Genomic DNA, 11986 nt, shown 5'->3' with positions numbered 1-11986 from the left:
CTCTAGAAAGGTTTCCAAGGTTTTCCATGGCAGATAACCCGGCAATTCATCAATATCGCGTGCCTTTGCGCTGGTCGGATTTCGACCGCTATGGGCATGTGATGAACGCCAATTATGTGGAAATCGCCCAAGAGGCTCGCCTGGCGTACAAAGAGGCTTATTTTGATCCCGCTGGGATGGAAGATTTTGCTGCTTTTGTGCGCAAACTGGACCTAGATTTCCGGAAACCGATTGAGCCGGAAGGCAATTCGGTGCTGTTGGTGGAATCCCAGGTCGTTGAGGTAGGAAATTCTTCTTTTGTGACCCGCCAAGAGATCAAGGATAAACACGGGCGTATTGCTTGCGTGGTGGAAACGGTCTCTGTGGCTGTGGATATGGATACGCAGATGCCACGCCCGTTGACGGAGGAAGAACGTGAAGTTATGCGTTTGGAATCCACCCTGGCTAAAGCTGCTGATAAAGCAGAAGCAGAATCGGGTTCTGGACCCAGCGCTAGGGGAGTCCAGTTAGACTCGCTCGGTGATGAAATCAGCTACGACGATGAAATTTCCTATGGCGATGAGGTCGACTACGGCGATGAAGTTGGTTACGGTGACGAAGTCGATTATGGCGATGAGATTGGTTACGACGATTAATGTCTGAATCCCTCGAAGTCACAGCAGGTGGCCCTGGGCTACGCGCATTGGTTTCGCGTGCCGTTGGCTTGGACGCGAGCGCGTCGGCTCGGTTTCGAGTTCTCAAAGACGACGTCGGGGATGGTGACCTCATTGATGTTTTCGTGACCACCCCTTTTGAAGTGGTTGCTTGCCGCCGTATCAAAGGCACAGTATCCCGCGACGGTGCTGTGGTGGCAGCCAGTACTTTGCTGCATTGTTTGGAAACCGGACAGACTCATCTGGGGCCTGCCCGTGATACCTCTTGGCCAGGCGCGTTGCCACCGGCTGAGGGGTTCCAATTATTGGATAATTTGCCGGTGCATGTAGTGCGCGAACTCGCCGATAAAGGCCGGGATCTGGCCCGGCAATTTTCTGGGCCGATGGGCCCACCGCAGAGTTTGATGAACCAAACGGTACTTACCGTGAAACCGGAAACTGCCACCGACATGCACAGTGAACTCACAGTAAACCCTCAGTCTGCGAGTACTGGCAGTAGTGAAGAAGTAGAAATCCCAATGCGGATGATTTTCGCCTGCACAAACTTAGGACTAATCCCGGGCTTCTCGGCACCCATGAATATTCCGCGTCACCTGCGGGTTTCTGCACAGGGCCGCTGGGCTCGTATAGATGCTCCCTTTGGTAGCGTCTACCATGCGCGCGGGTTGGCAATGCTGTTTTAGCCCCAAGTCGGGTTGTAATAGCAGCGGCACGCCACGCAAAGTAACAGTTATTTTCTAAAGAAAGATTCCCGCTCACGCTGGTTTCACAGCGTAAGCGGTATTTTTTCGGCATTCTGAACTTTCGGCCAGAGAACTGCCTGGAAGTCGGAAGTAATGCTGCAAGGAATTTTCAGTAACACGCGTTAGGGTTGGAGACATGCCAGATACTGTCCAACACACACCAGCCGTCACGGGGCGCATCATCGGAGTTGACGTCGCCCGTGGCATCGCCTTGCTGGCGATGATCATCGCACATTTATACCCGCTCAAAGGTTTCGCTGGAGCGTTCCTCGAAGGCTTTCCGTCGGCCCTATTCGCGGTTCTTTCCGGAATATCGATGACTATCATATTCAGCAAGCGCGGCGCCGTCGATGTTTTTATTCGTGGTGTCATTCTCGTGCTCATCGGCATCGTGGTTACCCCGTACGCCGGAACCATCATCGTGGTACTCAAAGCACTGGGTATTGGGTATATCGTGTTCGCATTACTGCAAATCCCACGCTGGTCCACTAAGTGGGTAAGCTTTGGATTCATCGTATTGCTCGCAGTATCTGGCATCGTGCGCGTGATTACGCTGCACACCACCTTGCATGCGTTGTTGCGTGAGCCGTATCCCATCGTGATGTGGCTGGCCTACATGGCGGCCGGTGTGCTTTTTGCGCACTGGTTGCGTGCCAATAACTGGCAGGTCACGCCATTTTCCACCAGAGGGTTCCTAGCTGCTGCTGCGGGGGTTGTGATTTCCGTGTTGGGCGTGTTGGCACGCGATTGGGTGGATTCGGCATATGCCGTCGCCACGCGAAACAACCTCGGGATTGCCGTGCACGGATTTTTGGACGCGAAGCCGCACAGCGGCGGGCTTGTCGACGGGCTAGCAACCATAGCGGGCTCGCTCACCATCATCTTGTTGTGCCTGCTGCTCGTCCAGACTGATCGTTGGGTCTTCCCACTCAAAGCAATGGGATCCATGGCCCTGACGGTGTATCTGGGACACGTGATTTCTGCCGGCATCATCAACCGTGGGCACATCGCCACCCAGTACCCAGAGCTGGCCATCGCCACCGTCGTGGTCGCGGTCGTCGGCACGAGTATCTGGGCAATGTTCTTCCGCTATGGCCCACTGGAATACGTGCTTGGAAAGGTGGCGCGCACAGGATCCCAGGCCGTAAATGGCCTGAGTGGCAAGCGAAGTGATAACCACAGCAGCAACCACGGTGGATAGTCACTGCGACAGCATAAACCCGACTAATAACTAATACCGATTCCGTATAGAAAGAAGCTCATTATGTCTCAGACTTCTAAGAACTCCAAGACCTCCCGTTTGCTGGCCATCGCCGCCCCAACCGTGGCTCTTGGTGCCACACTGGCTGCTGCCGTACCTGCGCAAGCCTTGATCAGTGATCAATTCGCTGAAGACAGTGTGCACGCTAATGCCGTGGTTTCCGAGCAGATCGGCGACGACGGCGACGAGGACGGAAACTGCACCGGTACCGCGGTGGCGGATTATTGGGTGGTGACCGCACGGCACTGCCTGGAAAACTCCGAAACCCCGGGCGGTAGCGTTCGCATTGGCCAAGGAGATGATCAAAAGCGGGTGAAGGTTGCGGACTGGTACAAAGCTCCAGCTGGTGATATCGGGTTGATTCGTACCGCGGAGCCAATTGGCTTGAAAGAATATCCGGAGATCATGCAAGAAACCCCGGCTGAGGGCGCAATCGAATCTTATGGCTGGTCTTCAGAGGGTACCGGCAAAACCGAGAAACTGCCCAAGGCAGATGGCAAAATCACAGAGCTGAATAATTTCGCGTTATTCGGCGGTGAGCAGGCTGCAATTGCTCGCCTAGATAATGATGCGGAATTCCAGCAAGGCGATTCCGGCGGACCGGTATTCATGGACGGCAAGCTTTACGGTGTGCTTTCGGCAGCGTTTAACCCAGATGATCCAGAGTCGACAACTTCTCCGGAATCTGTGGTGGCTCCTGCAGCCGAAAGCTACGACTGGATGATTCAGACCATGATCGAGCAGTCTGAGTCCGTCAGCTCTGAGGAAGCGAATGTTTCGCAGGGCGGCGGCAATACCTCCACGGACAGCACTGCCTCGGCTGCTGGGGAATCTGCAGATGATTCCAGCAACACCACCTGGTGGCTGCTTGGCGGCGGTGCGGTACTGGTAGCGCTGGTTGTCGGTTTGGGTATTGCGCGTAAGCCGAAGAAGTAGTAGGGCAGTGCTAGTGCAACGGAGCTAGCCCAGCGGTGCTTTCTCAACGGTGCTAAGGCAACGATGCTAGTGCAAGGGTGATATCGCCTGGTCGAGAACTTCGGCTAGGCGTTTATTGCTGCCGGTAGCTTGGCTATAAAATCGGGCGTGCACGAAGGCCTCGCGTAAATATGGTCTACCGGCGGCGGCTTCACGCTGCATGGTTGCCTCGTCGCGGACAGCAAAGCGCTCGGAAGCGATCTGGTAGCCGGCTTTACGGCACAGTTGCTCGAAGAAAATGAACTGCGTTCGGGTATTGCCTTCGCGAAAAACATGTATGACGTTCAGTTCGCCCCAGATTTCAGCTAATTCTTGCACGAATTCTTGTTTTTCCAGGCCGCGCAAATAATTCTTTTCGGCTAGCCTGCGGTATTGCTTGCGGGCATCCTCGTGCATGATTTCCGTGCCCGGATAATAGGTGAAAGCCATCGTCGGATTATCGGGGTCATCTGGGTGTAAAACATTAGGGCCTTCTTTAGTCATCCACCCGTGTGGGCCGACGCGAGGTTCCCCAGCCCAGTCATACACATCCTGGAAGATGTAGCCGTGAATTGCCTTCATATGCGCGTAGTCGAAATCGCCTGTAATTGGCCTTAGTCTGAGCTCATGCATCCGAAGAAAGCTTGCAGCCTCTTCTTTGGCGTGCAATATATTCGGGTTTGGCTCACCGTACGGCTTGCCTGGGGCCCGAAATTTATTACGGACCGTTTTGGTACCGGGAATGTAGTAATCTTCCCAGCTATTATACCCCCACCGCTGTTCCGGCATTAGAACCCATCGATGTGGGCGAGGGCGCGTTGCACAGCTTCATCACCGGAGATTTCCCCACTAGCAATTAACCGCCCAAGATCGCGGATATAGGGATCGGAAACTGAATGACCAGCTGCTCCAAGTGCGGCATCAGCAAGCGTTTGAGCTTCGGCAACATCTTCTGATTCCGTGATGACAGCGCTAGATTGAGCAGTCGCAGTGCTTGCTTTGGTCCCTGGCGCAGAACGCCGCAAAGGTACAGACATAAGAAAACCTCCGAGTTTCTCGTGCATTTCAGTTTACCCGGAAGGGCTTTAGAATGCAGGAGCTTCCTCGGAGGTTTTCCCAGCTCAGATCCTCATTTCAGGCGCCCAGTTCAGAGACTATTGCGCTGATTGGCGGTGGCATCCTTTAGCGCATGGTTAGCGCAAATTTAGCGCTTCGGCACGTAGCTTCCCTCGTGCTGGTATAGCTCCGAACCTTGCTCGCGGAACTCTTGGGCCTTTTCTTCCATGCTCTCTTCGACGGCTTCGCCATTGGCTTCCGCTACAGCAGCAGCGACATCATCGTCGACGGGCTTCTGGAAGGCTGGCATGCCCAGATCCGCCATATCGTCGCTGAATGCATCGCGAATATCTTGGCTAATGCGCATGGAACAGAACTTCGGGCCACACATTGAGCAGAAGTGCGCGGTTTTCGCTGGCTCCGCTGGCAGGGTTTCGTCGTGGTAGGCCTGCGCGGTGTCTGGGTCTAGCGACAGCGCAAACTGGTCGTGCCAGCGGAATTCGAAGCGTGCCTTCGACATGGCATCGTCCCACTCGTGCGCGCCAGGGTGCCCCTTGGCGACGTCTGCCGCGTGCGCGGCCAGCTTGTAGGTGATAACACCGGTTTTGACGTCGTCACGGTTCGGCAATCCCAGGTGCTCCTTTGGCGTGACGTAACACAGCATTGCGGTGCCGCCCATCGCGATATTGGCAGCGCCGATCGCGGAAGTGATGTGGTCATAGCCAGGGGCAATATCGGTAACCAACGGCCCGAGAGTATAAAACGGGGCGTCATTGGCCCAGGCCTGGGCGTGCTCATTGTTGATCTGCACCTTGTCCAGTGGAACGTGGCCGGGGCCTTCGACCATCACTTGCACGTCGTATTCCCAGGCACGCTGGGTCAGCTTGCCGATGGTCTTCAGCTCCGCAAACTGCGCGGCGTCGTTGGCATCAGCAATGGAACCCGGGCGTAGGCCGTCGCCCAGTGAGAAGGCGATGTCGTAGCGGGCGAAGATCTCGCACAGCTCGTCGAAGTTCTCGTACAGGAACGATTCCTTGTGGTGGGCCAGGCACCAGCCAGCCATGATGGAACCGCCGCGGGAAACGATGCCGGTCACGCGTTTGGTGGTCATCGGGATGTATGGCAGCAGCACACCAGCGTGGATAGTCATGTAGTCCACACCTTGTTCTGCCTGCTCGATGACGGTATCGCGGAAGATCTCCCAAGTTAGATCCTCAGCCACACCGTTGACTTTTTCCAGAGCCTGGTACATCGGCACGGTACCAATCGGAACCGGCGAGTTACGCAAAATCCATTCGCGGGTGGTGTGGATATCATCGCCGGTGGATAGGTCCATCACGGTATCTGCACCCCAGCGGGTAGCCCAGCGCAACTTGGAGACTTCTTCTTCAATCGAGGACGTCACCGCAGAGTTGCCGATGTTGGCGTTGATTTTGGTGAGGAATTTCCGGCCGATGATCATTGGCTCGGATTCCGGGTGGTTGATGTTGTTCGGGATGATCGCCCGGCCACGGGCGATCTCGCTGCGCACGAACTCCGGATCGCAGTGTTCGCGTAGCGCAACAAACTGCATTTCTTTGGTGATGATGCCTTGGCGCGCATAGTGCATCTGGGTGACAGTTTTGCCTTCTTTGGAACGCAGTGGCGGGCGTGATTCACCCTTCCATTCCTGGCTAGCGGCGCCACGGCGTTGCGCGGAGCGGCCGTCGTCGGCAAGATCGCGTCCACGACCGTCGTACTCTTCCACATCGTCGCGGTCCTTGATCCACTGCAAACGCAGCGGCTTTAGCCCACGGTGCACATCGGCCTGCGGGCCGCGGGTGCGGTAAACGCGGAAAGGCTTGTTGGGGCCGGTGGGGGAATCATCAAGCTGAATCTCGGTTTCTGGAACTTCCAGGTCACCCTCGCGAATCGGGGAGTAGGAGTGCTTGAAATGAATCTCGTCTTCGGGGGCAGCGGTGTGCGCGTCATGGTTCGCCACAGTGCCCACCTCCTTCCTACGTTGGTACTAACCAACAGGTTCGAACGGTGCTCACGCGGTATTAGCGTGATCTCAGCCCTGTACCAGCAGGGCACCCGTGTGTGGTGCGTAAACTTGTCGACGGCTGCGTCCTGCGGGGCCTAAGGTAGGCGCGCTGAGTTTTCGTAAATCGATAGCTTTATCGAGAAATTTCAAAATTGTGGCGCATTTCGCAAAACCGTTGCTGCTAGCTTACAACACGTACCCTAGTGTAAGGCAAAGAGCTTTCGGCACCACCCCTTGTCGGAAACTCGTAATGCATGCCTGATGCACGAACATGCACAAAAGCAACCAGAATTGAGGATCAATCCTATGAAAATTGGTGTTCCCGCAGAAATCATGAACAGTGAAGGCCGCGTGGCGTTGAGCCCAGCGGCGGCACAGGCTCTTGTCGACGACGGGCACGAGGTGCTCATCCAGTCTGGAGCGGGTGAAGGCTCCAGCTACGTCGATAGTGACTACACCGAGCGTGGCGCCACCATCGTCGATACTGCAGCTGATGCTTGGGCTGCCGAGATGGTGCTGAAGGTTAAAGAACCTTTGCAGGAGGAGTGCCAGTACCTGCGTGAGGATCTGCTGCTGTTTACGTATTTGCACCTGGCTGCTTCGCGTGAGCTGACCGACGCGCTCGTCGAGGCCGGCACCACGGCGTTGGCCTATGAAACTGTGACTGATAAAAACGGTGCCTTGCCGTTGCTGACTCCAATGTCGCAGGTGGCTGGCCGTTTGGCTGTGCTGGAGGGCTCCCACCATCTGTTGTCACACCACGGCGGCCGAGGCGTACTGCCTTCCGGTGTTCCGGGAACCAAGGCGGGCCGTGTCGTTGTGATCGGCGGTGGCCAGGTTGGTGCTTCTGCAGTGGCGATGGCTCATGGTCTACGCGCAGAGACCACCGTGCTGGATATTGATGCTGGTACTTTGGCGCGTTTTGACGATCAGTACGCGGGAACTGTGCGCACGCAAATTTCGGATCCAGTGACCATCGAAGAGGAACTGCTGGAAGCCGACCTGGTGATTGGTGCTGTTTTGGTTGCTGGTGGCAAGGCACCGAAGTTGGTGTCGGAAGATTTGATCAAGCGCATGAAGCGCGGTTCTGTGCTGGTTGATGTTGCTATCGACCAGGGTGGTTGCTTCGAGCCTTCCCGTAAGACCAGCCACCAGGATCCCGTGTTCCGCGTTGGTGATGCGTTGATGTACTGCGTGGCGAACATGCCGGGTGCCGTAGCTAATACGTCGACGCGTGCGCTGACTTCTGCGACGCTGCCGTATATCCGCGCGGTTGCTGCTGGTGGGGTGGATCAGGCTATTGAACGTTTCCCAGGTTTGGCTGATGGCTTGTCGACGCGCGACGGCAAGCTGATTTCGAAGCCGGTGCGTGAGGCTTTCGACTGGAAGGATTAGTAGTTCTGGAGATGCGAAAACGCCCCGACCAGTTTTGGTTGGGGCGTTATTTCTGCGCTTTTAGCTTCGTACTTTACGACGCAGTTTGAGCCGCGCGTGTAGTTATTAGGCTACGAAGCGACGACGTGCGAAGAATGCTACGGCGCCGAGCAGTGCCATAACAGCAACTGCGGCCATGCCGCGAGCAACGGTGTTGTTACCGGTCTCTGCAGCCATACCACGTGGGGCAGCCTTGGTTACGCCAGTGGTGTCGATGTCAGCAGCTTTGCCAGCCTCGGCTGGGTTTGCCTTGGCAGCGTCGGTCTTCTGCTTGATGTCAGTGCCGTGCTGCTTCAGCAGTTCTTCGGACTTCTTCTTCTCTTCTGCGGTTGGCTCAGCATTGACGCGGTCCTTGGACGGAACCAGGGTCTTGCCATCCTTGTTCAGGAAGTGCCAAACACCGCCGATGAGCAAGCCCAGGCCTGCCAGTCCGGCTACGAGGCCAGCAGCTGCGGCAGCGTTGCTGCTGCCAGGGGTGCCTGGTGTAGTTGCTTCGCAAATCTGGCTTGCGTCCTTGATGTCACCGCGCGCGGTGTTCCACAGGTTGCGATCCTTCACGTAGAACGGGGTTTCACCGGTCTCGTTGAGGTAGCAGGTGGTGCCGTTAATTTCTTTGGTCTTTGGCAGAGCGCCGAACTCACCGTCGATGGCAGGGTCAACGTAGCCCAGGATCTTGTTCGCTGGAACCTGTGCACGTGGCGTGTTCCACAGTGCGGAATCGCTGACGTAGAACGGCTCGGCGCCGGTCTCGTTCAGGTAGTAGGTAACGCCATCGACAACCTTGGTCTTAGCTGGGGCGCCAACTTCCTCGCCGTTAGTTGCTGCGTTGTCTTCGGTAGCAGCATCAGGAGTAGCTTCACCAGATAGGTCTGCTGGCGTGGCGGCCGGGTTGTGAATGTCCTCTGTTTCCTTCACATAGAATGGCTCGTCACCAGTCTTGTTCAGGTAGTAAGTAACGCCGTTTACTTCTGTAGTTGCCGCAGGCTCCTGTGCATCAGCGACAGGCAGCGAGGACAGGGACAGTGAGCCGGCCATCAGAGCGGCGATGGCGAGCTTGGTTGAGTTCTTCATAGAGTGCTCCTGGGGAAGGCTTGGGTACAGAACCAAATGCTGCACAGGAAAATTTGCAGCTCGAATATTCACATTAGTCACTTCCTTCACTTCCGCAAGCCAATTATTCGGGTGTGCTTATAGGAAGCTGGGAATAGGGGGTGAAATTCGAGTGGTGTAATTCTGTCGGTGTTGAAGGCCAAATTTAGATTTGGTACTAGAGATTTTCTATACCCTAAGGCAGGTGCGAATCCTCCGCAGGGGCTCCCTTGGATTGGTTAAAATCCGGTATCACCTGGGTGTTTCGGTGCTGGATCTTCCATGGCAGGCTGTGGCGCGTTGTTTGTGACGCCTTGGTATTGCCAACCGACTACTGCGTTGCGGATAGAGGTTTGAAATAATGGTTGTACGCAGCTGATAGTCAGCAATCTGCCGGGGGTGGCAGATTCGCCCCAAATATTTGGGTCACCTGCAAGCAGCTCTTTTTGTGGAGAATGCATGTCCGTTGCTTCATACACCAACCACTGATCACCAGAAGTGGCCGTGCGCAGATACAATTTGTCTCCCATTGAGACTTTGTGTTCATCGTTGCTGCCGTCGTAAAGCTCATCAAATACCCCGGCGACTCCAGCACCGGTATGGCCAGCGATCACGACGATGTCATCGGCATCGGTGCCAGGCAAGGAATACGGGCGGTCGTCGGCAGTATAGGTACAAGCATATTCCATGGTCGCGGGGTCAATCGCGCCGTCTTTCACCCGGCAGGCTTCATCTTCGAACACTGCGTACATGTCCAAGGCCGGAATCATCATTTCGACGGCCGGGGCAGGTTCAATATGCGTTACAGGTTCGGGGACAATCTCTTTAGCAACCACCTCATCTAACTCTTCTTGTGGTGGCCGCTCAATCTGGCTAGCACCAAAAATTGTGCCTACAAGCACCAAGAGCACGGTCAGAACGGTTCCCGTGCCAACACGCTTGGGGTTTTCCCGGGCAAAAACCGCCAGCTCATTGGAATAAGCCATGGCCTTTTCCACTGCGGGCGAACCACCGGACGGTTTCGCGTGGCGGGGGCGGTGTTGAGACATGATATTCAGCTCCGGAAAAGAAAAAGCGGGCGAGAATATGGTTAATGCTAACCATATTCTCGCCCTGTGACTATTCCACTGTCTTGCGCAGACGGTGAAAGTCTTACGCAGCCGGTACTACGAATACTCGACGTTTGGCTCTAGATATTACTGCAGACCCAAATCTCTGCGCACGATCCCCAGATCAGGTTGTTCTTCTGGCGCCGGATGGTCTGGCATATTGCGCAGCATATACGCCAGTTTTTGCATGTGGTTCCAGATCGCGGTGCGGTATTCTGCAGGGATCGTTTTCTCATCGATCTTGTCTAACGAGCGCCCCATCAATTCGAGCCAACGCTCCGCTGCAGCGGTATCAATCGGAAATTCAGCATGACGCATGCGCAGTCGGGGTGCCCCACGACGCTCATTAAACAACTTCGGCCCACCCCAAAACTGCACTAAAAACCACAACAAGCGGTCGCGGGCACCGGCGAAATCCTGCTCCGGGTACATCGGCGCCAGGATGTCGTCGTCAGGAACCTGGGCGTAGAAACCGTCGACAAGCGTCTCGAAGGTTTCCATTCCGCCGATGGCTTCAAAGACAGAACCCGGGCGCTCACCGGAACGAATGTCTTGGCTATGACTGTGAGCGTCCAAGTGGCTCGCCTCCTGGGCCAGCAATACCAATGCCGTATGGGTATGGAGTCTTGATACCGGCCTCAGCCAGCTCGTTCATGATCAAACCGTTCATCACACGCATAACGTGCCACTGCTCGCCAGGCATGGTAATCACAGAAACACGGTAGGACAGGTAATCCGGGTTGAACTCGGAAGCACCCTGAATTTCTGGAGCCTCCATGATCTCGTTGGCGCACCGCTCGTCGGCAGCAGCCTTGGACATGGCTTCGGTAAGCACTTTCCAAACCTTGTTTTGGTCGTTGCTGTGGCTGACCGGAATCTGGAAACGCGCGATCGACCAGTCGCTGGAGTGGTTTGCGACCTTCAAAATCTCACCATTGCGCACGTGCCACAGTGCACCGTCGATATCGCGCAGGGAAGTGATGCGCAGCGAAATTTCCTCGATCTCTCCCATGGTGCCGTCGCCCAAGTCGACGACGTCGCCGATGCCGTACTGATCTTCGATCAGCATGAAAATACCGGACAGGAAGTCCTGAACCAGCGATTGTGCGCCAAAACCAAGGGCCACACCGACGATACCGGCGGAAGCGATCAGCGGGCCGACGTTAATGCCGACGACATCCAAGATCGCAATGACCGCCCACACCCAGACAAAAATGGCGACGGCAGACTTCGCCACACCGGAAAGCGTCTTGATACGCGATTTCCGGCGGTTCTCCCGCGATTTTTCCATCAGCGCAATCTGATGCAACTTCTCCGCATCTGGCTCTGGAATCTCATGAGAATTCCGTGATTCGGAACGAGACTCGGGGGTCTTCTTACGACCATTTTTCATGTTGTGGTTGGCCAGTTTGTTGATGCCGCGCACCAAAATCCAGTGCGCCAGCAACGCGAAGACAATAATCAGGCCGATATAAATCGGACGTTGGAACAACCAGGCCTGGGTTTCTGGGTTATTCCACCAATTGTTGACAGTATTTACCGTTTCTTCGGCAGAAGGCACCGAAGGAACAGAATTTGATGCGAGTTGAAAAATATTCGTGCTCATCTCATCCTTAATTCTTTGCTTTGGCAATCGATTTCCGCTGCAACTTCGGCCATCT

The 11986-nt window shown here is 55.5% G+C and carries 12 protein-coding genes and 1 riboswitch; of the genes, 5 read left to right on the top strand and 7 right to left on the bottom strand.

What is annotated here, in order from left to right:
• Positions 1-26 precede the first annotated feature (26 nt).
• From HMPREF1292_RS00675 to HMPREF1292_RS00660, 4 genes are all read left to right on the top strand, one after another.
• Positions 27-635, top strand: coding sequence for a thioesterase family protein (locus HMPREF1292_RS00675; protein WP_023018306.1), 609 nt, complete (start codon positions 27-29; stop codon positions 633-635).
• Positions 635-1336, top strand: a complete 702-nt coding sequence (locus tag HMPREF1292_RS00670; protein ID WP_023018305.1) for a hypothetical protein — start codon at positions 635-637, stop codon at positions 1334-1336. Before HMPREF1292_RS00675 ends, HMPREF1292_RS00670 begins: the two co-directional genes overlap by 1 nt.
• Positions 1337-1532: 196 nt before the next feature.
• Entirely contained in the window at positions 1533-2597 is a 1065-nt protein-coding gene (locus HMPREF1292_RS00665) for a DUF418 domain-containing protein (RefSeq protein ID WP_021352964.1), read from the top strand.
• Between the two features lie 63 nt (positions 2598-2660).
• Positions 2661-3593 (top strand): trypsin-like serine protease, encoded by a 933-nt coding sequence (locus HMPREF1292_RS00660; RefSeq protein ID WP_023018304.1) that lies wholly within the window; start codon positions 2661-2663, stop codon positions 3591-3593.
• A gap of 66 nt (positions 3594-3659) precedes the next feature.
• On the opposite strand, the gene HMPREF1292_RS00655 is transcribed toward HMPREF1292_RS00660, so the two are convergent.
• The 3 genes from HMPREF1292_RS00655 to thiC all read right to left on the bottom strand — a co-directional run bounded on the left by HMPREF1292_RS00655 (position 3660) and on the right by thiC (position 6657).
• Entirely contained in the window at positions 3660-4244 is a 585-nt protein-coding gene (locus HMPREF1292_RS00655) for a Fic family protein (protein ID WP_255342460.1), read from the bottom strand.
• A 155-nt stretch (positions 4245-4399) separates the two neighbouring features.
• The gene (locus HMPREF1292_RS00650) at positions 4400-4648 is read right to left on the bottom strand and encodes an antitoxin VbhA family protein (RefSeq protein WP_023018302.1); all 249 of its coding nucleotides are present in this window, start codon (positions 4646-4648) and stop codon (positions 4400-4402) included.
• A 167-nt stretch (positions 4649-4815) separates the two neighbouring features.
• A complete protein-coding gene (thiC, locus tag HMPREF1292_RS00645; RefSeq protein WP_174232164.1) occupies positions 4816-6657 on the bottom strand; it encodes a phosphomethylpyrimidine synthase ThiC in 1842 nt (613 codons plus the stop codon).
• Positions 6645-6758, bottom strand: a riboswitch (TPP riboswitch). (Overlaps the previous gene by 13 nt.)
• Before the next feature lie 241 nt (positions 6759-6999).
• On the opposite strand from thiC, the gene ald reads away from it, so the two are divergent.
• Positions 7000-8088 (top strand): alanine dehydrogenase, encoded by a 1089-nt coding sequence (ald, locus tag HMPREF1292_RS00640; protein ID WP_023018300.1) that lies wholly within the window; start codon positions 7000-7002, stop codon positions 8086-8088.
• A gap of 105 nt (positions 8089-8193) precedes the next feature.
• On the opposite strand, the gene HMPREF1292_RS10305 is transcribed toward ald, so the two are convergent.
• The 4 genes from HMPREF1292_RS10305 to HMPREF1292_RS00620 all read right to left on the bottom strand — a co-directional run bounded on the left by HMPREF1292_RS10305 (position 8194) and on the right by HMPREF1292_RS00620 (position 11931).
• Complete coding sequence (locus tag HMPREF1292_RS10305) at positions 8194-9198, bottom strand: hypothetical protein (RefSeq protein WP_023018299.1); 1005 nt, start codon at positions 9196-9198, stop codon at positions 8194-8196.
• A gap of 257 nt (positions 9199-9455) precedes the next feature.
• Complete coding sequence (locus tag HMPREF1292_RS00630) at positions 9456-10265, bottom strand: hypothetical protein (RefSeq protein WP_023018298.1); 810 nt, start codon at positions 10263-10265, stop codon at positions 9456-9458.
• Between the two features lie 147 nt (positions 10266-10412).
• Positions 10413-10901, bottom strand: coding sequence for a globin (locus HMPREF1292_RS00625; protein ID WP_023018297.1), 489 nt, complete (start codon positions 10899-10901; stop codon positions 10413-10415).
• Positions 10882-11931 (bottom strand): mechanosensitive ion channel family protein, encoded by a 1050-nt coding sequence (locus HMPREF1292_RS00620; protein WP_021353168.1) that lies wholly within the window; start codon positions 11929-11931, stop codon positions 10882-10884. Before HMPREF1292_RS00620 ends, HMPREF1292_RS00625 begins: the two co-directional genes overlap by 20 nt.
• Positions 11932-11986: the final 55 nt, after the last annotated feature.

Origin of the sequence: Corynebacterium sp. KPL1995, assembly GCF_000477935.1 — a bacterium.
In the GTDB taxonomy this organism is placed as follows: Bacteria; Actinomycetota; Actinomycetes; order Mycobacteriales; family Mycobacteriaceae; genus Corynebacterium; species Corynebacterium pseudodiphtheriticum.
The sequence above is the reverse complement of the archived record's forward strand: the minus strand, read 5'-3'. Positions and strand labels throughout refer to the sequence as shown.

What these genes read in the sequence shown, in the direction of transcription:
- ald (WP_023018300.1), top strand. Translation starts at nt 7,000, where the DNA reads ATGAAAATTGGTGTTCCCGCAGAAATCATGAACAGTGAAGGCCGCGTG.
- HMPREF1292_RS00670 (WP_023018305.1), top strand. Translation starts at nt 635, where the DNA reads ATGTCTGAATCCCTCGAAGTCACAGCAGGTGGCCCTGGGCTACGCGCA.
- HMPREF1292_RS00655 (WP_255342460.1), bottom strand. Translation starts at nt 4,244, where the DNA reads ATGCATGAGCTCAGACTAAGGCCAATTACAGGCGATTTCGACTACGCG.
- HMPREF1292_RS10305 (WP_023018299.1), bottom strand. Translation starts at nt 9,198, where the DNA reads ATGAAGAACTCAACCAAGCTCGCCATCGCCGCTCTGATGGCCGGCTCA.
- HMPREF1292_RS00675 (WP_023018306.1), top strand. Translation starts at nt 27, where the DNA reads ATGGCAGATAACCCGGCAATTCATCAATATCGCGTGCCTTTGCGCTGG.
- HMPREF1292_RS00620 (WP_021353168.1), bottom strand. Translation starts at nt 11,931, where the DNA reads ATGAGCACGAATATTTTTCAACTCGCATCAAATTCTGTTCCTTCGGTG.
- HMPREF1292_RS00650 (WP_023018302.1), bottom strand. Translation starts at nt 4,648, where the DNA reads ATGTCTGTACCTTTGCGGCGTTCTGCGCCAGGGACCAAAGCAAGCACT.
- HMPREF1292_RS00630 (WP_023018298.1), bottom strand. Translation starts at nt 10,265, where the DNA reads ATGTCTCAACACCGCCCCCGCCACGCGAAACCGTCCGGTGGTTCGCCC.
- HMPREF1292_RS00665 (WP_021352964.1), top strand. Translation starts at nt 1,533, where the DNA reads ATGCCAGATACTGTCCAACACACACCAGCCGTCACGGGGCGCATCATC.
- HMPREF1292_RS00660 (WP_023018304.1), top strand. Translation starts at nt 2,661, where the DNA reads ATGTCTCAGACTTCTAAGAACTCCAAGACCTCCCGTTTGCTGGCCATC.